Genomic DNA, 20,108 nt, shown 5'->3' with positions numbered 1-20,108 from the left:
GTTATTTCCTATCACTCAATGCTTTCATAAAAGTAATTACATCACTCATCTCTTCATCTGTTAATTCTAAGGGAGACTCAGGCAACGTTTGATTTGGTACATCAAGCCCTAACCCTATTCCTCCTCCTTTATTATAAAAATCCATTACTTCTTCCAAAGTTTCATACACACCATTATGCATATACGGACCACTTTCTCCTGCATTTCTAACAGTTGGTGTTTTAAATGCATATTTTAGCTGCTCTAAATCTGTATTAAATACATATCTACCTAAATCCATATCTAATTTTGTTCCCTCTTTATCCATAGGAACCCCCAATACCTCTTGTTCTGAATTAGTAAAATATGGAGGTACTGTTCCATTGAATACAGGAATAAAATGACAAGTAGCACACTCTCCTTTGCCTACAAATAGATTAAACCCATTCTTTTCTTTTTTTGTCAAGGCAGTCTGATCTCCTCTCATATACAAATCAAAACGAGAACTAAAAACAGATAGCGAGCGAATATAAGACGCCAAAGCATTCTCTAATTGCCAAACTTCAATCTGTTCACTACCTACAAAAACTTCTTTAAACTTATGTCTATATGATTCAGAATCTCGCAAATGTTCTACTATTTCTTCTAAGTTTCCATGCATCTCATCTTCATTAGTAATTACATCCGAAGATTGGCTCTCTAATGTAACACTTCTCATATCCCAAAACTGACCGTGATAATAAGCAGCATAGTTTAAAGATGGAGTATTTCGTTTTAATGGATTTCCTTGCAAATCTAAAGATGTTTTTAACCCATCTGAAAATGCCTTATCTGAATGGTGACAATCAGAGCAACTACGCACGTGATTTTTTGACAACTTACGTTCAAAAAACAACTCCTTACCCAATGCTATTTTTGCAGGTGTCATATAATATGATTCATCTGGCAAAAAAGCATTCAAATTAATAAGATCTTTTTCAAACAAAGATCCTACCTCTCCTTTTACCACTTGATTTCCTTGATTAAAAGGAATACCTAACTCCTTTTGTAAGGTTACTACACCTTTTGCAATTGGATCTAAATAAGTTACAATATAATCCAAGTAATCAAACTCATTTTTATCAGGGTTTAATTCACATATAGCAATAGCTTCAACCAACAACTTGTTTAACTCAGCAAATCTCTCTGTCTCTCTCCATTTTTCTGTTAACAATAAAGCCTCAAGAACACCGCGCAAACTCGCCTCAGCTTCAATAAATCGCAATCCACTCTCTGGAGTATCAAACCCTGTTATACCAAGAGTTGTAACCTGAAACACCTCCATTTTTAAAGCTTCTAAAACAGATGTATCTGAAATAGTAATAACATCAAAATTCTTACGAATACTGTTTACATTATTTTTAACGATTTTTACTTCTGTCAACAATTCCTTATAATCGACCTCTTTAAAATCACTATAAATCATTTCTTCTATCACTTGAAAGCCCTCTGCTGGTATAAACTTATTTTCATCTAAATCTAATTGATCCAATGCAGGTCCATTTATTGACTTATTTGTATGGGGTAAAAAATAAGATACAGCCCATTCTATTTCTTTAAAGGCTATTCTACTTTTTACAAATGCTTCTCGAATATAAATACTATCCTTTTGTAACTCCACCGCATCAAGCATATGATCTACTTCTTGCTCTAAAACAGCAACCTTTTCAAGCAAATACTTATTAAAAGAAACATTATCATAACTATTTTCTGACTGTTTACAGCTTACAATTAGCATAAACAAAGACAAAAAAACTATATACTTAATTTTAAACATAGGCTAAAAATTTTCCCCTGATAAAGCACAATACAATACCAGGGGATAATACACATCTTTTAAATTATCTTTCTACATTGCGGATAATTACTACCTGCCCACCTTCTTTATTTTTATTTACCCCTGCCTTATCAGCATCAGCAAATTCGTCTTTTTGCCAAGTGTGAGAGTGAATATTTACTGAAAAAGTATTTGGAATTCCTACTAACTCTGAAATATCTTCCATAGCTCCAAACTCCCACGAACCAAACTTTTGTAAATTACCAGATTGATTATAATTCTTTTGCCACTCTGCATCATCGCGATTATGTTTCATATTCAACCAAGGCTTATAACTACCATCTGACATTTTATATTGCCAGATATATGAATCGTGTTGTGCTGCTGCGTAGTAAGAATCTCCATCTTCTTGGATATATACATAATTCTCTGTTACAGCCAAGTTATCTGGATTAATCAAATCTCTTCCAGGATTACTATCCCCCTCTGCTATAACAGCAAGTTTACCACTCATCATATTTGCAGGATCAAGAACTAAACGATATACACGTCCCCACATAGTAAACCCTTTTACTGGGTTTCCACCACTTGCCTGTCCTGTAGCTGTAAAGTAAATTTCATTACCTTTTTTCGCTCCTTTTCTATAATCAACATCTTCTACACGTGAAAAGCGAATAACACCTAAATCCATATTCACTTGATTAATCTGTGCTCCTGTCAAATTCTTAGCGTTTGGTATTTCAACAAATTCAACATCATACTCACTTCCTTTTACCATATCCATTTCAGTATACCCACCTGATTTACGCTTTAAAGCATATAACTTTCCATTATGTAAATCTCCTCTACTTCCAACATACATCAACAATTGCCCAGCACTTTGATGACTTGAACTATATCCCTGATCTTCGCCAATAAGTATAAACGTTTTTCCAAGTGAAACATCTATTGGCAGAGGTACAGCATTCTCCATACTTGCTTTTCCTAAAGCAGGTAATACACGGTCAACACTTGATTTTAATGAAACATCTCCCAACGGGTTAATAGCGTGTACCATACTTTCTTCACCTGATTCCCCAGCTGTCAAAAAAACAGGACCAAAACCATGTACCTCTGGTTTTGCTAATGTTGCAGAACACAACCTTGTTATTCCTCCAATTCCATCAACAATATACTCTCCCTTCACAGGTTTAAACGTTTTATCTAAATACACACGTGAAACAGACTTCATAATCTCGTGATTTGTAATCATCAAATAGCCATCACCATTAGGGTCTTTCATAAAACCTGCACCATCTGGTTGTCCTCCAAAAACAAAATCTGGCGATTGTTCTAATTTATCCTCACTTGAAATAAGTGAAAAAATCTCCAAATTCTCAAATCCAGGCATCGCAAATACAAAAGCTGGCGTTTTTGAAAAATTCTTTAAATCAATTGACGTTTCAGGTTTTTCTTCACCTGGTAATTCTACCTTAGAAGAATTGTCTTCATCGCAACCAACAAAAGATGTTGCTAATAATAGACCTAAAGCTATTTTAGGCAATTTGTTACTAAGTTTCATAATTTTATATTTTAGTTTTAACAAACTTAGAATTACTGCCTTAGCAACATATTAACATAGTATTATCAAAGTGTTACCAAACCAAACATTACACTCTTATCTATATTACCTCAGTGTAAACTATGCTTAACATTCAGTTACAATGAATACCTTTACCTAACTAAAACACAAGTCATTACATTAATAAAATAGTTCATTAACCAAGTGAACTCAACTTATTTGTTATTATTCTAATTAGTCTTTCTTTCCTACCTTCGAATAAAATAAGCTCCTAATAATGGCTTTTTTACATCCTGCTCATAGCTAATAAAATACAAAAGACCCCTGAGAATAGTAATATGATTAAATAGCTATTTCTCCGCTTAACTCTTCCACACTCTATTTTCCCACTAAACCAAAAACTCTTATCTTAGTGCAGTATTTATAAGAATAATGATGAGCAGAAATATCCTTGACACCCCTATCGAATACCTTAAAGGCGTTGGACCACATCGTGGAGACTTGTTTAAGAAAGAGTTAGGTATATTTACTTATAGAGACTTGCTACACTTATATCCCAACCGATACATAGATCGTACGCAATACTACAAAATCAACGAACTACAAAGTAACAGTAGTGAGGTACAAATTGTGGGGAAAATTATTCATATAAAAACAGTAGAACAAAAAAGAGGTAAGCGTTTAGTGGCTACTTTTACTGATGGTACAGGGCAAATAGAGTTAGTTTGGTTTCAAGGATTCAAATGGATTCAAGAAAACTTACAACTTAATACCCCTTATGTTGCTTTTGGTAAGCTTAATAGTTTCAACTACACATTTTCAATGCCTCATCCTGAGCTTGAACTCTTAGAAGAACACAAAAAAAACATCGCTTCTACTATGCAAGCGGTTTATCCTTCTACAGAAAAGTTTGGCTCTAAAATTTCTAATAAAACTTTAATTAAGTTGATGACGCAACTCTTAAATGAGAGTCACACTTCATTTATTGATACTTTATCTCCTGATTTCAGAAAGCAACTAACGTTAATATCAATGCCAGAAGCATTGATTAACATTCACTTTCCTAAAGATCACGACATACTGAATAAAGCACAATTCAGATTAAAGTTTGAAGAATTGTTCTACTTGCAAATGCAATTACTTATTAAGAATATTGCGAGAAAAGGAAAAATAAAAGGTTTCCCTTTTGAAACAGTAGGTGATTATTTCAATACATTTTACAAGAACCACCTACCCTTTCCGCTAACAGGCGCACAGAAACGTGTGCTTAAAGAAATCAGAAATGACGTTGGCCAGCCTGCCCAAATGAATCGCCTACTACAAGGTGACGTGGGATCAGGTAAGACCATAGTTGCGTTTATGAGTTCTCTTTTAGCCTTAGACAATGGTTTTCAGGCGTGTATTGTTGCTCCTACGGAAATCTTAGCTACTCAACACTTTATTGGTATAAGTGAGTTGGCAGAACCATTAGGTTTAAACGTCAAACTATTAACAGGATCTACTAAAACAGCTGAGCGAAGAGTAATTCACCAAGAGCTTGCTGAAGGTAGCCTACATATCTTAATAGGAACACACGCTTTATTTGAGGACAAGGTTATCTTTAAGAACTTAGGTTTAGCCATTATAGATGAACAACACCGTTTTGGTGTAGAACAGCGTTCGAAATTATGGAAGAAAAACATTATTCCTCCTCACGTACTGGTAATGACTGCTACTCCAATTCCAAGAACGCTTGCTATGAGTTTATATGGAGATCTTGACATTTCTGTAATTGATGAATTACCACCTGGAAGAAAACCAATTAGTACAGCTCATTATTTTGAGGGTAAAAGACTCGCAGTTTGGCATTTCATCAAACAAGAAATCGCTAAAGGCAGACAAGTATATATCGTATATCCTTTAATTGATGAAAGTGAAACATTAGATTACAAGAATTTGATGGAAGGATATGAAGGTATATCACGTGATTTCCCATTACCTGAATACAGCGTGAGTATTGTACACGGGCAAATGACTCCTGCTGAAAAAGACCGTGAAATGGAGCGTTTTGCAAAAGGAGAAACCAATATTATGGTAGCTACTACCGTTATTGAAGTTGGGGTAAATGTTCCGAATGCTTCTGTTATGATTATAGAAAGTGCTGAGCGTTTTGGTTTATCGCAATTACACCAATTAAGAGGTCGTGTTGGTCGTGGTGCCGAACAGAGTTATTGTATATTAATGACGGGAGATAAACTAAGCAACGATTCTAAAATTAGAATGGAAACGATGTGTAGAACTAATGATGGTTTTGAAATATCTGAAGTAGATTTAAAACTTCGTGGACCTGGTGATATAATGGGAACACAACAAAGTGGTACGTTGCCATTAAAAATTGCCGACCTTGTTAAGGACCAAGAGATAATGCATTATGCAAGACATCACGCAGTTGAACTTCTAAAGAAAGACCCTTCATTAGAAGATCCTGAAAACCAATATATAAAACAAAAAATAGAGCTATTAAATAGCAAAACAACCATTTGGAATTACATAAGCTAACAATAACACAATGAAATTAGTATTCGCATCAAACAACAAAAACAAGATTAAAGAAATCAAAAATCAACTACCTGATTCTATCGAAATATTAAGTTTGGAAGACATCGGATGTGTTGTTGATATTCCAGAAACAGCTGATACAATTGAGGGAAACGCTCTTTTAAAAGCAGATTTTATTAAACGTCACTATGGTTATGATTGTTTTGCTGACGACTCAGGACTTGAAGTTGACGCTTTAAACGGAGCGCCTGGTGTTTACTCTGCTCGTTATGCAGGGGAACAAAAAAACGACGAGGACAATATGGACAAGTTGTTACGTGAATTGAAAGACAAAGACAATAGAAAAGCCAACTTTAAAACTGTCATTACATTACATATCAAAGGTGAAACGTATAATTTTACTGGTATTGTAAACGGTCAAATCATTGACCAACGCAAAGGAACAGATGGTTTTGGATACGATCCAATTTTTCAAGCAGATGGAATGGATAAAACTTTTGCAGAAATAAGTATGGAAGAAAAAATCGCTATTAGTCACAGAGGAAAAGCTGTTAAACAATTAGTAGAATTCTTATTACAAGCAGAATAAAAATATAGAGCTATCAGAAATGATAGCTTTTTTTATGCTAAAATCTCTCCTATTAATCTGCTGCACTACACTACCTTAAAATCAAATCAACCAACATTACACTACTCCCCTAACCAACTGATAAGCAATACATTTTCTCTTATTTCACACCTATTCGAAAAATAATTTGATTAACTTGCAGAGAATTTCATTTCTTCTTCAAGAAATTATCTCTCCAAATTCCACTTCAAATTCCAAAATAGATAACTTTAAAACGTACTTTCTTCGGAAGCTGTTCGGAAATCGTTCGTATCACCTTCGTAAAAAAGGCATCTTTTCCGAACAAGTTCCAAACAAAACTTTTACTAAACTCTTTTTAAAGTATAACAACCATACCCAAAATCACAAGTCAGATTACATATACTACAGAATAATAATTGTAATAATTTACTTAAAAGACCTATTATCAAATTATCTAAACTATATCCAATGCACCATTGTTGAATATAAAATAGAATGACAAATAATTTCACTGTTTTTACCTCTAATATAAATTTCTTTAAAAAAAGGACCAAATAACCTCTATTGAAAGCAAAAAGTCGGATTAAATAGCTTCTAAAAACAGCAATATTTGTAAAACGTAGTAATATTTTAAAGTAAAATATTCAATGATTCTCCCAAAAAGTGTTAAATCACAACTCCCTTATAGATAAGGGAAAACAATTACAAAAGCCTCAAAAAGAGCAACAAACACAGACTATTAAGTTCTAAACAAAGCACTTAATATATTACATTTTTCCCACTAAAACCATAAAATTTGAATTTTTAAAAATAATAACCATATCAAAAGTATCTTTTTACGCAGAATAGTAGTACATTTGCGGCTATTTAATATTTATATGAACAATTTCGAACAATTAGGATTAAATGAATCTCTTTTATCAGCGATTAAAGATTTAGGTTTTGAAAATCCATCTGAGATCCAACAAAAGGCGATTCCATTACTATTAGAAAGAAATACCGATATTGTTGCGTTAGCCCAAACGGGGACTGGGAAAACCGCAGCATTTGGTTTCCCTTTGATTCAAAAGATAGACGTGTCTAATAAAAACACACAAGCTCTTATCTTATCGCCGACTAGAGAGTTATGTTTGCAAATCGCAAACGAAATCAAACAGTATTCGAAGTACGTAAAAGGACTTCATACTGTAGCTATTTATGGTGGGGCAAGCATTACAGAACAAGCAAAAGACATCAAACGTGGTGCTCATATCATTGTTGCTACTCCAGGTAGAATGCAAGATATGATCAACCGTGGTATGGTGAACATCAAGAACATCGAGTACTGTGTATTAGATGAGGCGGATGAAATGCTTAATATGGGCTTCTACGAAGATATCACTGCTATTTTAGCGGATACACCAAGAGAAAAAAGTACTTGGTTATTCTCAGCTACAATGCCAGCTGAAGTTGCGAGAATCGCAAGAGAATTTATGAAAACACCGGAAGAAATTACGGTTGGACATAAAAACGAAGGTAACAAAAGCGTTAGTCACGAGTTTTACTTAGTATCTGCAAGAGATCGCTATTTAGCTTTAAAACGCTTAGCAGATGCAAATCCAAATATTTTCTCAGTTGTATTTTGTAGAACAAAAAGAGATACACAAGCAATTGCAGAAAAATTAATTGAAGATGGTTACAATGCTGCTGCTCTTCATGGAGATTTATCGCAAGCTCAACGTGATGGTGTTATGAAGTCTTTCCGTGCTAAGCAAATTCAAATGTTAGTTGCTACTGACGTTGCTGCTCGTGGAATTGACGTTGATGACATTACACACGTAATCAACTATCAATTACCAGACGAAATCGAAACTTACACTCACCGTAGTGGACGTACAGGACGTGCTGGTAAATCAGGTGTTTCTATGGTAATTGTTACCAAAAGTGAATTAAGAAAAATTTCTGCAATCGAAAGAATTATCAAAAATAAATTCGAAGAGAAACCAATTCCTTCTGGAATTGAAATTTGCGAAATTCAATTATTCCACTTAGCTAACAGAATCAAAGAAGTAGAAGTTAGCCCTGAAATCGAGGCTTACTTACCTGCTATCTCTGAATTATTACAAGACTTCGACAAAGAAGAAATCATTAAAAAAGTAGTTTCTGTAGAGTTTAACCAATTCTTAGAGTACTACCAAAAAGCTTCTAACAGTTTATCTACTGTAGGTGGTGCAAACCGTAACAACTCGAAAGAGGTTCCTACTGATGGTGCTGTACGTTTCTTCGTAAACTTAGGTGCTAAAGATGATTTAGATTGGATGTCTTTAAAAGATTATTTACGTGATACTTTAGAATTAGGTCGTGATGACTTATTCAAAGTTGATGTAAAAGAAGGTTTCTCTTTCTTTAATACTGAAGCTGAACACGCTGAAAAAGTAATGGAAACTCTTAACGGAGTTACTTACAACGGAAGACGTGTTAACGTTGAAATCTCTAATAATGATGGTGGACGTAACAGCGGAAGACGTGATCATGGAAACCGTGGTGGTGGACGTGGACGCGGTGGTGAAAGAAGATCATCTGAAGGTCGTGGCGGAGAGAGAAGATCTTTCGGTGGCGAAAGAAGATCATCTGAAGGTCGCGGAGAAAGAAGATCATCTGAAGGACGTGGAGAAAGAAGATCATCTGATCGTTCTCCAAGAAATGAAAGAGGATCAAGAAGAAGTAATGACGGTGATTCTTCAAGAAGATCAAGAAGAGACTAAGTTGTTAATTTTTTTAAAATAACATACAAAACTGTAAAATATCTCTTATTTTTAAGCAATCTTAAAAACTATGAGAAATTTTACAGTTTTTTTATTTCTAATACTTACTACTGTGGGTGTTTTGGCGCAAGACAAGACAACTGTAAGTGGTACTATTCTAAATGATAAATCTTTTCTACCGATCGATGATGTAAATGTAATTAACATCACTAAAGTCAAAGGAACCATCAGTAAACGCGATGGTAGCTTCTCTGTAGAAGCAAGTCTTAATGACTCTATTCATTTTTCTTTTCCTGGTTATGTACCAATTAAACTAAAAGTTACAAACGACTGGATTAACAATGACAACTTAAAAGTGTACTTTACTGAACAAAGTATTGAACTTGATGAAATTGTTATCAAGAAGTTTGACCTAACTGGTTATTTGGAAGTTGACACTAAACTTATTGCATTAAACGAAAAAATGCAGTTTGACTTCTACAGAAGAAACCAAACTCCGTATTACGGAACTGCAATGGGTACATTCTTTAGCCCTGTTGATGTGGTTTATAATCTATTTAAAGGAAAATCTAAAAAACTTAAAAAACTTGAAGCTATTAAAGAGGATCAGAATATGATTGCTTTAATGCAAACAAGGTATGACCGTGAAATCGTTTGTGGACTTTTAGATATCACAAGAGAGGACATCGTTAAATCATTACAAAATTGCAACTATAGTGATAAATTCATCTATACGGCTACTGATTTTCAAATATATCAAGCACTTAGCGATTGTTTTGAAAACTCTAAAGTTCTTGCTACTAAAAAAGTAAATACATCTAATTAATAGATGTATTTTTTTTTGCACTTTTTCCCCGTTTTCCCTTATGGAAAATAGAAATAAAAACTATTTTTGTACAAATAACAACACATCATTAATTATAAACTACTATACCAAAGATGAATATTGTTCTAAAAGCTGCCAAAGTTATTGACCCTCAGAGTCCTTTCCACAACCAAACTATTGATTTACAGATTGAAAATGGTGTAATTACTAAAATTGCAAAAGATATCAACGTTGCAAACTGTGATGTTATCAATGCTGAAAATTTACACATTTCTCAAGGATGGTTTGATAGTTCTGTTTGCTTAGGAGAGCCTGGTTTTGAAGATAGAGAAACTATCGCTAATGGTCTTGACGTGGCTGCAAAGAGTGGTTTTACACAAATTGCAGTAGAACCAAATACTAATCCTATTCCTGATACACAAAGTATCATTAGCTTTATCAAGCATAAAGCTTTTAATAAAGCTACAGAAGTATTCCCTATCGGAGCATTAACTGTAAAATCAGAGGGAGTTGACTTAGCTGAATTATATGATATGCAAAATGCAGGAGCAGTTGCATTTGGAGACTATAAAAAAGCAATACAAAATGCTAATATCCTTAAAATCGCTTTACAATACACACAAGATTTTGATGGATTAGTTATCGCTTTTTCACAAGATAGCAGCATCAAAGGAAAAGGTGTAGCGCACGAAGGAATTGAAAGTACTAAACTTGGATTAAAAGGTATTCCTGCACTTGCTGAAGAATTACAAATTGCACGCAACTTATTCTTATTGGAATACACAGGTGGTAAAATGCACATTCCTACTATATCTACTGCAAAATCAGTTGAATTAATCAAAGAAGCTAAGAGCAAAGGATTAAACGTTACTTGTAGTGTTTCTGTTCACCAATTGATTCTGACAGATGATGTATTAAACGACTTTGATACAAGATATAAAGTATTACCTCCATTGAGAGATGAAGCGCATAGAAAAGCATTAATCGCTGGAGTTCTTGATGGTACTATTGATTGTATTACATCAGAGCACAATCCACTTGATATTGAACACAAAAAATTAGAGTTTGAAAAAGCAACAGATGGTACTGTTGGATTAGAGTCTGCTTTAGGTGCTTTAGGAACTATTTTACCAACTGAAGTAATTGTTGAAAAACTTACGAAAGCAAGGGAGATATTTAAAGTTGAAAAAGCAACTATCACAGAGGGGGCAAAAGCAAATATTACGTTGTTTGACCCAAATAGCGAATGGACATTCACAAAAGAGGCTATATTATCAAAATCTAAAAACTCTGCTTTCTTAAATCAACCAATGAAAGGAAAAGTTATAGGTGTTATTAACGGTAATAATGCTATCTTCAACAAAAAATAAAACACATAAATTACAATGCTGAAACAATTTACGAAAGAAGAAATTAAAGAGGGAAAAATCACTGCTATTATAGCACACCTAACATTTGTAGGATGTATTATTGCGGTATTTATGAACTTAGAACCTAAAAATCGCTTTGCTGGTTTTTATGTAAAGCAAACTATTGGTTTACACTTGTTCTTTTTTATAATGATGACTCTTGCATCTTTAATCGCTTCTGAAATGGCTTTCTATGCTTTTTACTTGAGTTTCTTCGTGCTGTGGATTTACAGCTTTGTAGGAGCTTTAAGCAATGACATTAAGCCACTTCCAAAAATTGGCGTATATTTCCAAAAATGGTTTAATAAATTATCAGCTTAATTATTATGGATACATCATTATCAATTGCATACTTAATTCAAGAGCCAAAAGTTAAGAAAGAAAAGAACCCTCTTATTTTATTACTTCACGGATATGGAAGTAATGAAGAAGACTTATTTTCTTTTGCTTCTGAATTACCTGAAGATTATTATGTAATTTCTGCACGTGCACCCTACCCTGTTCCTCCTTACGGAAATGCTTGGTATGCTATACACTTTGACGCAGATGCTAATAAATTCTCTGACGATAATCAGGCTATTGAATCAAGAGACTTAATCGTTAAATTTATTGATGAACTAATTGCTAAATATCCAATTGATGCCAATGACATCAATCTTGTAGGATTTAGTCAAGGTGCTATATTAAGTTATGCTATTGCACTTTCTTATCCTGAAAAGATTAATAAAGTAGTTGCTTTAAGTGGATACTTCAATAGTAACATCATTAAAGAAGGTTTTGAAAAAGGTAATCTTGGCAAATTAAAGTTCTTTGCCTCTCACGGAACAGTAGATCAAGTTATCCCTGTAGATTGGGCAAGACAAACTCCTACTATTTTGAAGAGTTTAAACATTGAACACGAGTATAAAGAATACCCTGTAGGACACGGAGTTCACCCATTGAACTTTGCAGACTTCAAAAAGTTCTTATTGAAATAAATATAAAAAAGGCTGATATAATATTATATCAGCCTTTTTTCTTATTCATCTTCTTCAGGTAGTAAATCAGAATTAATAACTTTTAATTCTATTGTTTTAGCAGCAGTAAACTTAACTTCTCCTTTATACTTTAAAACTAAGTCTTTTTCTGTTTCTAACTCCCACCCTTCATTTGTATATAACTTTTTCTGCTTTGTTTGTTCTAACAACAAACCACCTGTTTCATTAGGTAAAAAAATCTCCGCTTCCTTTTTGTTGTCAGAGAATAATACAAAACAACTAACATCGTTGTCTTCAAGTTCATTCTCCTCTACACTATCTTCACCTAATCCTATCGGATTTAAACGAAAGCCTTTTTCAAAAATACGAATACAATCTTCTTCGATCGAACTCCATTTATAACCAGCCGTGTAAGCACAACCGTGTTCATCTTCATCGTGCGAAACAATTGTTCTACTACCGTTAGTATTTACTACTTCTTTCGCAGTATCACCTTTATCTTCCTTTAATATAAAATCACACGATGCAAACAAAAAGCATAACAATGCTGTTAAACTTAAAGATATTCTCATATTAATAAGTGTTATGGTTTATTTTGTTGGATATAAAATCGTATCAATTGTTTTAAACTCTGTTGGCTTACCTTCTGTAAAGAAATACTTTATCAATACTTCTCCGTGAATAGCCCCCGCATAAAAATCAGCAATAGCCCATCTGTGATTGATAATCTTAACTTTATTGATTATACATTTATCTTCGTTGATTTTACCGTAAGGCACTAATGGATTACCATTTTCTTGGTGATTTAAAGCTAATATCTCTTCTTTAATTTGAATTAAATTATCATCAATCTTTTTATAATCGAAATACTCTTGCGCATCTTCGTTATTTTCTACTGAAAAGTAATTTGCCTCATTGTACTCTTTAATCACTTGCTTTAAAGAATCTCGTACAATATCAATTCTCTTGTGTGCAATTTCTATCTTCTTCTCCTCCATTTGATACATATTTTTATTGTTTGCATAAAACAATACCATGATTACAATTGAAAAAAGGAATAAATAGAAGAAAGCCTTATGTCTCATAATGAAAAGTAAATTTAAATATTTATTCGTAAATTGTCATATGCCAAATATACATTATTTGGGAGAATTGCAGAGACTTCTTTGTGAAAACCTAAATCTTGCGCAATGTGTGTTAAATAAGCTTTCTCTGGCTTTATCTTCTCAATAAACGCTAAGGATTCGGCTAAACTAAAATGAGTCGGGTGCTCTTTTATCCTCAAGGCATTTACTATCAAAACCTTACACCCTTTTATTTTCTCTATTTCTTCTTCTGCAATGTATTTTGCATCTGTTATGTAGACTAAATCTCCAAAGCGATACCCGTAAATAGGCAATGGTCCGTGCATAATATCTATAGGAACGATAGTTTTATCTTTAACCTGAAACGCTTCATTTGAGTTCACAATATGTTCTAATACACTCGGAGCACCTGGATATCTATTCTCTTGTGTGAATATATACTCATATCTCTTCTCTAAAGCAGTCATTACCCTTTCAGAAGCATAGAGAGGCATTGGTCCATAAAGGTAGCTTAGAGGTCGTATTTCGTCAAGACCTGCAATATGATCAGCGTGCTCGTGCGTAAACAATATCGCATCTAAATAACTACACTCAGCCGTTAGCATCTGTTGTCTAAAATCAGGACCACAATCCACTAAAATAGTAGTATCATCCCATTTGATTAAAACAGAAGTTCGCAATCTTTTATCTCTTTGATCTTCACTTTTAGCTACCGGATGATCAATCCCTAAAATAGGAATACCTTGTGAGGTACCTGTTCCCAAAAAATATACTTCCAAAATGCTATAATTTTCCACAAAAATAAGGTTTATCTTTTTTTGTTGTACGATATTTGTTAGGTTTGTTTAAAATAGCTTACAGATGAAAAATTTTGCAGAAGATTTAGTATTAGAAGGAGATAGATTTATAGAGCATCAGCCTGCCATATCAGACAAAGCTCTTCGCATTAACTTAAACAATAACATATACGGAACATTTGCTGAAATTGGGGCAGGACAAGAAACAGTGCGCCATTTCTTTAGAGCTGGTGGTTCTTCAAGAACAGTTGCAAAGGCAATGTCTGCTTATGATAAAGTTTTTAGTGACGCTATTTATACGGTTGAAGATGACGGAAGATATGTAACGGAAAGCCGTCTGATTAAAATGTTAGATTACGAGACTAAGAAGATTGAGGACCGCTTGGTAAGAGCAGAAAACCCTACAAAAACTTTCTTTAGTTATGCCAATACAGTAGCTACAATTGACTACGCTAAAAAGAACAAAGGTCACGGTTGGGTTGGAATTATGTTCCAAGGAAAATCAGATCAAGAATACAGTAAAATTGTTCTTCATATCCAGTTCAAAGAAACTGACTCTAAACTACAACAAGAAACATTAGGAATATTAGGGGTTAACCTAATTTATGGTGCTTTTTACCAACATCACGATCCTAAGAAATTAATTTATAGTCTATACGACCACTTAGACAAAGACCAAATCGAGATTGATAGTATCAACTTCTCTGGTCCTATGTTTGATAAAGTAGACAATCGTTTGATGAGTTTACTTTTGGTTAAAAATGGAATGACAGAGGCTGTTATGTTTGGTCCTGACGGAAGAAGTATTTTACCTGCTAATGCATTGTACAAACAAAACATTCTTACGTTAAGAGGTAGTTACAGACCAGTTACAATTGTAAATATGAACTTATACAGAAAATCTCTTGCTAAGTTTTTAAGTACAAATAACTTGTCTGAAAACAACACAAAAGTAATCTTTGAAATTACGCTTTCTAACTTATTGTCTGAAGGTGAATTAGATGAAATAGACTTCTTACACAGAGCTGATTTATTGTGCTCATTAGGGCAAACAGTAATGATCTCTAACTATCAAGAGTACTACAAATTAACAGAGTACTACTCTAAATACACTGACCAAAAAATTGCATTAGCAATGGGAGTTAGTAGCTTGTTAAACATTTTTGAAGAGAAATATTACAAAAACTTAACAGGGGGTATTTTAGAAGGACTTGGTAAGTTATTTAGAAATGATATGAAGATTTTCTTATATCCTATGCTAAATGAAGAAGGAGAAATCGTTGATTCTACAAACTTAAAAGTAGCTTTACACATTAAAGAGCTATACAAATTCTTTAAGAAAACAGAACAAATCATTGATATTGATGACTATCAAAAAGAGAATTTATCAATCTTCTCAAGAGATGTCCTTAAGCTTCTTCAACAAAACACAGATGGCTGGGAAGATAAATTACCTGAAGGTATTTCTAAAATCATTAAAGAAAAAGAACTTTTCGGTTATAAAAAGAAATAATATTAGATGTTGTCTTTACAACAGCTTATAAAAAAAGGAGGTCAATGACCTCCTTTTTTTATTACAGTTTATCTTAAAAGATATCTTTCTTTAGATTACTACGCTTTAGATTTATACCCCATAAGTACAAGCTTACAAATATTAAGTCCTAAGGAAATAATGCAACCTTTTCAGACAGCCTCCTTATTTTTTAAGTAATTGTTTACTCAAAACCCCTATCCTCTTTAATTTTATCTCTACATCATCTGACCAAGGCAAACCAATACACAGGCGAATACAATTCTGAAATTGCTCTTGTACTGTAAACATACGCCCAGGAGCTATGCTTATCTTCTCTGAAATTGCCAAGTCGTACAAATCCATTGCGTCTATGCGCTCATCAAACTCTATCCACAATGACAAACCTCCTTGTGGTCTATTGACCTTTGTTCCCAAAGGAAAACTATTAATAATAGTATTCAAGTATTTTTGGTAATTGCTATAAATATCCTTCCTTAACTTACGTAAGTGTTTATCATAATTGCCAGATTTCATAAAACTCGCAACTGCCTCCTGCATTAAAGAGGGAGTAGATATTAAGTGAACCAACTTTTGGTGTATTATCTTATCCTTATATTTTCCTGCAGAAACCCAACCCACGCGATAACCCGGCACTAAAGTTTTTGACACAGAACTGCACCACAAAACATTCCCTGTTTTATCAAAGGCTTTACAACACTTTGGTCGTTGATTGCCAAAATACATATCTCCATAAACATCATCCTCTATAAGCGGAATATTATGTTTATCTAATAACTCCACCATCTCTTTCTTATTTTCATCTGGCATACAACTTCCTAAAGGAGTATTATAATTGGAGATTAACAAACACATATCAATACAAGCTAAGGCCTCTTTTAATGCATCAATCTTTATTCCTGTTACCGGATCTGTTGGTAATTCAACTACCTTAAACCCCAAATCAATAGCTAACTGAAATATGCCTGGATAACACGGACTCTCAATTGCAATTGTGTCACCTGGTTTGCCAAGTGCTAACATACACAAGGAAATAGCACTCATACTCCCATTTGTTGTAATAATATCATCTTCTGTCAAACTCCCTCCCCAACTAATAGAACGCTGAGCTATCATTCTTCTTAAATTAATATTTCCTTGCACAGAATCATATTCTACTCCTCCATAAGCTACTGTTCGAGAAGCCGCTATAATCTCTTTCTTCATCTTAGCTAATGGCAGAAAATCATCATATAAAGTACTATAAGAAAATAAGGTTAATGCTCTGTTTCCCATATTAGCATATACCTTTCTAATTATCTCCTTTGGCTCTTTATTGTTAGCTAATAAAATAGGATTACTCGCTTGGGGCAATGGAATATCATCATAATAGCGATTGCTTACATAATACCCCGACTGAGGTTTTGCTTCTATCAACCCTTGCGACTCTAATTCAAGATACACCCGTTTAGCTGTATTCATACTTACTTTGTGTTCACTACACAGCATACGTACAGAAGCTAACTTATCACCTTCACGCAATACACCACTCTTTATTTGCTTAGCTATAGCCTCAGCAATACCAATATATAAATAATTGTGCTCCATAATATTCTAAACTGTATCCATTCAAATATACAAAATTGTTACTGTGCTTATCAACTGTATCCTTGTATTTTTGTCTTATAAATAAATCGTTAGACATGAAACAAGCTACTGCATTAAGCACCGTAAAACAAACCTCTACTTCAAGTGGATGGATTAATGGCTTTATAGGCGTATTACTTTTTAGTGGTTCTATGCCAGCAACAAAAGCTGCTGTTATTGCTTTAGACCCTATTTTTGTAACTGCTGTAAGAGCTGCAATTGCAGGAATTTTAGCATTGGCTTGTTTATTATTATTTAAAGAAAAGAAGCCAACAAGAGCACAATTAACACCTTTAGCTATTGTAGCAATAGGCGGAGTAATTGGTTTTCCTTTGCTATCTGCATTGGCTTTACAACATATTACATCAGCACACTCATTAGTTTATTTAGGAATACTACCTATGTCAACAGCTGTTTTTGCAGTAATAAGAGGAGGTGAAAAACCTAAACCAATATTCTGGCTGTTCTCAATAGTAGGTAGTTTAATTGTAATTGGATTTGCTGTTTTACAAGGAGGAACAAGTTCTACAATCGGAAATATCCTAATGCTAATTGCCATTTTACTTTGTGGACTAAGTTATGCGGAAGGTGCTAAATTATCAAAAGCATTAGGAGGATGGCAAGTGATTTCGTGGGCAGTTGTATTATCACTTCCAGTATCACTACCTCTTATGTTTTTAACAGCTCCTTCTAATCCCGAATTTGTAGGTGTAGACGCGTGGATTGGCGTTGCGTACTTAGGAGTATTTAGTATGTTTCTTGGGTTTGTATTTTGGTACAAAGGATTAGCACAAGGTGGTATTGCATCTGTAGGTCAATTACAATTACTTCAACCTTTCTTTGGTTTAGCATTAGCAGCTACATTGTTAAACGAATATGTAAGTCCAAATATGATACTAGTAACTATTGGAGTCATTTTATGTGTAGCTGGAAGTAAAAAGTTTGGGTAATTAATAGATAGCATAAGTTTAGAGTATTATTATTGGTTAATAATAAGTTTACAATGTAAGTTGTAAACTAAAAAAGGAGGTCAATGACCTCCTTTTTGCTATCGTATAGTTTAATTATTTTATACTATTGTAGTACGTACGTAAAACCTCTTCCCTAAAATTAGGATGTGCAATACTTGCCATTGCCTCCACTCTTTGTTTTAAAGTCTTTCCATACAAATCTGCAACACCATATTCTGTAACAATATATTGCGCGTGAGCACGTGTAGTAACAACTCCAGCTCCTTGTTTTAAGAAAGGTACAATTCGATTATCACCGCGATTACTAACAGAAGACAACGCTATAATTGCCTTACCTCCTTTACTCAACGATGCACCGCGTACGAAGTCCATCTGTCCTCCTACTCCTGAATACATTTTTGTACCAAGCGAGTCCGCACATACTTGTCCTGTTAAATCAACTTCTAAAGCTGAGTTAATAGCAACTACTTTAGGATTTTGACGAATAACAGAAGTATCATTAACATAGTTAGACTCTTTCAAAACGATAAAGGGATTGTTGTCAACAAACTTATATAGTCGCTCTGAACCAATCAAAAACGTTGCTAATGCTCTTCCTTTGGTAACTGCCTTCTTAGAACAGTTTATCACACCACTTTCTATCAAATCAATCACACCATCTGAAAACATTTCTGTGTGCAATCCTAAATCCTTATGATTTGTCAATTGAGCTAATACCGCATTAGGAATATTCCCAATTCCCATTTGCAAAGTACTTTCATCTTCAATAAGTTCGGCCACAAAACCACCAATCTTAGCTTCTGTGTCCGTAATTACAGTAGGCTTAGAAGCATAAAGCGGACAATTGTGTTCTACCGCCATATCAATCTTTGAAATATGTAACACACTATCACCAAAAGTTCGTGGCATAAAAGAGTTAATCTGAGCAATAACAACCTTAGCGCATTCCATCGCTGCAACTGTAGCTTCTACAGATACTCCCAACGAACAAAAACCGTGTTCGTCTGGTGGTGAAACTTGAATTAAAACAACGTCTAATGTAACAGCTCCTTTTCTAAACAAATTAGGCACTTCACTCAAGAAAACTGGGGTATATGAACCATTGCCAGCCGCAATAGTATGACGTACATTTTTTCCGATAAAGAATGAATTTACGTGAAAACTCTCAGCTAACACTGGGTCTGCATATGGTGCCGCTCCTTCTGTATGAATATGACAAAACTCCACTCCTTTCAATTCATCTGCTCTATCTGAAATAGCTTTTGTTAAAACATTGGGGGTTGCCGCTGCTGCTTGTACATAAATCCTATCTCCGGACTTGACTACTTTTGCCGCTTCTGACGCTGAAACATACTTCATAATATTTTCTTTTAGTACAACCTATTGATGTTATCGCTGGCTTGATTAAACAGCTTACAAAATACAACTTTTCAGTTTATGATTATATGACAGATGTTGGGTTTAGGTAAATAAATCTATCGCTTATGTACATATTGAGTGATTCTTACGATTACCTGTTCTAATTTTTTCCACATTTAATCTAATTTGAAGAGTTACTATAGAAAAATGTCTGCATCTTATGTTTTTATTTTCTACATATCACACATAGCCTGAATTGCATAAAACAAGACGATATGACTTGCCAACCAAATAGCTTCA

Annotated in this window: 16 protein-coding genes; 9 read left to right on the top strand and 7 right to left on the bottom strand. The window is 34.0% G+C overall.

What is annotated here, in order from left to right; translation table 11 throughout:
- Position 1: 1 nt before the first annotated feature.
- Together AABL81_RS06805 and AABL81_RS06800 are read right to left on the bottom strand one after the other, a co-directional pair.
- Positions 2-1,795 carry a cytochrome-c peroxidase gene (locus AABL81_RS06805; protein WP_341340655.1) on the bottom strand — a complete coding sequence of 598 codons (1,794 nt, stop codon included), beginning with the start codon at positions 1,793-1,795 and terminating at the stop codon, positions 2-4.
- A 64-nt stretch (positions 1,796-1,859) separates the two neighbouring features.
- Positions 1,860-3,356: a hypothetical protein gene (locus AABL81_RS06800; protein ID WP_158211033.1), complete on the bottom strand. Its 1,497-nt coding sequence runs from the start codon at positions 3,354-3,356 to the stop codon at positions 1,860-1,862.
- Between the two features lie 435 nt (positions 3,357-3,791).
- Here AABL81_RS06800 and recG point away from each other — a divergent pair, with 435 nt between their 5' ends.
- The 7 genes from recG to AABL81_RS06765 all read left to right on the top strand — a co-directional run bounded on the left by recG (position 3,792) and on the right by AABL81_RS06765 (position 12,439).
- Positions 3,792-5,894, top strand: coding sequence for an ATP-dependent DNA helicase RecG (recG, locus tag AABL81_RS06795; RefSeq protein ID WP_158211034.1), 2,103 nt, complete (start codon positions 3,792-3,794; stop codon positions 5,892-5,894).
- A gap of 10 nt (positions 5,895-5,904) precedes the next feature.
- A complete protein-coding gene (locus AABL81_RS06790) occupies positions 5,905-6,483 on the top strand; it encodes a non-canonical purine NTP diphosphatase (protein WP_158211035.1) in 579 nt (192 codons plus the stop codon).
- Positions 6,484-7,361: 878 nt separating this feature from the next.
- Positions 7,362-9,227: a DEAD/DEAH box helicase gene (locus tag AABL81_RS06785; protein ID WP_158211036.1), complete on the top strand. Its 1,866-nt coding sequence runs from the start codon at positions 7,362-7,364 to the stop codon at positions 9,225-9,227.
- A 70-nt stretch (positions 9,228-9,297) separates the two neighbouring features.
- The gene (locus tag AABL81_RS06780; protein WP_158211037.1) at positions 9,298-10,053 is read left to right on the top strand and encodes a carboxypeptidase-like regulatory domain-containing protein; all 756 of its coding nucleotides are present in this window, start codon (positions 9,298-9,300) and stop codon (positions 10,051-10,053) included.
- Between the two features lie 113 nt (positions 10,054-10,166).
- Positions 10,167-11,423: a dihydroorotase gene (locus AABL81_RS06775; RefSeq protein ID WP_341340654.1), complete on the top strand. Its 1,257-nt coding sequence runs from the start codon at positions 10,167-10,169 to the stop codon at positions 11,421-11,423.
- Positions 11,424-11,438: 15 nt separating this feature from the next.
- The gene (locus AABL81_RS06770; RefSeq protein ID WP_158211039.1) at positions 11,439-11,783 is read left to right on the top strand and encodes a hypothetical protein; all 345 of its coding nucleotides are present in this window, start codon (positions 11,439-11,441) and stop codon (positions 11,781-11,783) included.
- A gap of 5 nt (positions 11,784-11,788) precedes the next feature.
- A complete protein-coding gene (locus AABL81_RS06765) occupies positions 11,789-12,439 on the top strand; it encodes an alpha/beta hydrolase (RefSeq protein WP_090410280.1) in 651 nt (216 codons plus the stop codon).
- Between the two features lie 41 nt (positions 12,440-12,480).
- Here the strand turns inward: AABL81_RS06765 and AABL81_RS06760 are convergent, their stop codons facing one another.
- The 3 genes from AABL81_RS06760 to AABL81_RS06750 are packed head-to-tail and all read right to left on the bottom strand — an operon-like array spanning position 12,481 to position 14,303.
- Positions 12,481-13,011, bottom strand: a complete 531-nt coding sequence (locus tag AABL81_RS06760) for a hypothetical protein (protein ID WP_158211040.1) — start codon at positions 13,009-13,011, stop codon at positions 12,481-12,483.
- A gap of 18 nt (positions 13,012-13,029) precedes the next feature.
- Entirely contained in the window at positions 13,030-13,524 is a 495-nt protein-coding gene (locus tag AABL81_RS06755; protein ID WP_158211041.1) for a hydrolase, read from the bottom strand.
- 14 nt (positions 13,525-13,538) lie between these two features.
- Positions 13,539-14,303, bottom strand: a complete 765-nt coding sequence (locus AABL81_RS06750) for an MBL fold metallo-hydrolase (RefSeq protein ID WP_341340653.1) — start codon at positions 14,301-14,303, stop codon at positions 13,539-13,541.
- A gap of 82 nt (positions 14,304-14,385) precedes the next feature.
- Here AABL81_RS06750 and AABL81_RS06745 point away from each other — a divergent pair, with 82 nt between their 5' ends.
- Entirely contained in the window at positions 14,386-15,834 is a 1,449-nt protein-coding gene (locus AABL81_RS06745) for a TonB-dependent receptor (protein WP_158211043.1), read from the top strand.
- A gap of 183 nt (positions 15,835-16,017) precedes the next feature.
- Here the strand turns inward: AABL81_RS06745 and AABL81_RS06740 are convergent, their stop codons facing one another.
- Positions 16,018-17,439 carry an aminotransferase-like domain-containing protein gene (locus AABL81_RS06740; protein WP_341340652.1) on the bottom strand — a complete coding sequence of 474 codons (1,422 nt, stop codon included), beginning with the start codon at positions 17,437-17,439 and terminating at the stop codon, positions 16,018-16,020.
- Positions 17,440-17,534: 95 nt separating this feature from the next.
- On the opposite strand from AABL81_RS06740, the gene AABL81_RS06735 reads away from it, so the two are divergent.
- Positions 17,535-18,428: a DMT family transporter gene (locus AABL81_RS06735; RefSeq protein WP_341340651.1), complete on the top strand. Its 894-nt coding sequence runs from the start codon at positions 17,535-17,537 to the stop codon at positions 18,426-18,428.
- A gap of 114 nt (positions 18,429-18,542) precedes the next feature.
- Here AABL81_RS06735 and AABL81_RS06730 read toward each other — a convergent pair whose 3' ends face one another.
- A complete protein-coding gene (locus tag AABL81_RS06730) occupies positions 18,543-19,808 on the bottom strand; it encodes an acetyl-CoA hydrolase/transferase family protein (protein WP_341340650.1) in 1,266 nt (421 codons plus the stop codon).
- Between the last annotated feature and the right edge of the window lie 300 nt (positions 19,809-20,108).

This window comes from Myroides sp. C1519 (assembly GCF_038039755.1).
In the GTDB taxonomy this organism is placed as follows: domain Bacteria; phylum Bacteroidota; class Bacteroidia; order Flavobacteriales; family Flavobacteriaceae; genus Flavobacterium; species Flavobacterium phaeum_A.
The sequence above is the reverse complement of the archived record's forward strand: the minus strand, read 5'-3'. Positions and strand labels throughout refer to the sequence as shown.

What these genes read in the sequence shown, in the direction of transcription:
- recG (WP_158211034.1), top strand. Translation starts at nt 3,792, where the DNA reads ATGAGCAGAAATATCCTTGACACCCCTATCGAATACCTTAAAGGCGTT.
- AABL81_RS06765 (WP_090410280.1), top strand. Translation starts at nt 11,789, where the DNA reads ATGGATACATCATTATCAATTGCATACTTAATTCAAGAGCCAAAAGTT.
- AABL81_RS06785 (WP_158211036.1), top strand. Translation starts at nt 7,362, where the DNA reads ATGAACAATTTCGAACAATTAGGATTAAATGAATCTCTTTTATCAGCG.
- AABL81_RS06740 (WP_341340652.1), bottom strand. Translation starts at nt 17,439, where the DNA reads ATGGAGCACAATTATTTATATATTGGTATTGCTGAGGCTATAGCTAAG.
- AABL81_RS06790 (WP_158211035.1), top strand. Translation starts at nt 5,905, where the DNA reads ATGAAATTAGTATTCGCATCAAACAACAAAAACAAGATTAAAGAAATC.
- AABL81_RS06805 (WP_341340655.1), bottom strand. Translation starts at nt 1,795, where the DNA reads ATGTTTAAAATTAAGTATATAGTTTTTTTGTCTTTGTTTATGCTAATT.
- AABL81_RS06780 (WP_158211037.1), top strand. Translation starts at nt 9,298, where the DNA reads ATGAGAAATTTTACAGTTTTTTTATTTCTAATACTTACTACTGTGGGT.
- AABL81_RS06800 (WP_158211033.1), bottom strand. Translation starts at nt 3,356, where the DNA reads ATGAAACTTAGTAACAAATTGCCTAAAATAGCTTTAGGTCTATTATTA.
- AABL81_RS06745 (WP_158211043.1), top strand. Translation starts at nt 14,386, where the DNA reads ATGAAAAATTTTGCAGAAGATTTAGTATTAGAAGGAGATAGATTTATA.
- AABL81_RS06735 (WP_341340651.1), top strand. Translation starts at nt 17,535, where the DNA reads ATGAAACAAGCTACTGCATTAAGCACCGTAAAACAAACCTCTACTTCA.
- AABL81_RS06730 (WP_341340650.1), bottom strand. Translation starts at nt 19,808, where the DNA reads ATGAAGTATGTTTCAGCGTCAGAAGCGGCAAAAGTAGTCAAGTCCGGA.
- AABL81_RS06755 (WP_158211041.1), bottom strand. Translation starts at nt 13,524, where the DNA reads ATGAGACATAAGGCTTTCTTCTATTTATTCCTTTTTTCAATTGTAATC.
- AABL81_RS06770 (WP_158211039.1), top strand. Translation starts at nt 11,439, where the DNA reads ATGCTGAAACAATTTACGAAAGAAGAAATTAAAGAGGGAAAAATCACT.
- AABL81_RS06760 (WP_158211040.1), bottom strand. Translation starts at nt 13,011, where the DNA reads ATGAGAATATCTTTAAGTTTAACAGCATTGTTATGCTTTTTGTTTGCA.
- AABL81_RS06775 (WP_341340654.1), top strand. Translation starts at nt 10,167, where the DNA reads ATGAATATTGTTCTAAAAGCTGCCAAAGTTATTGACCCTCAGAGTCCT.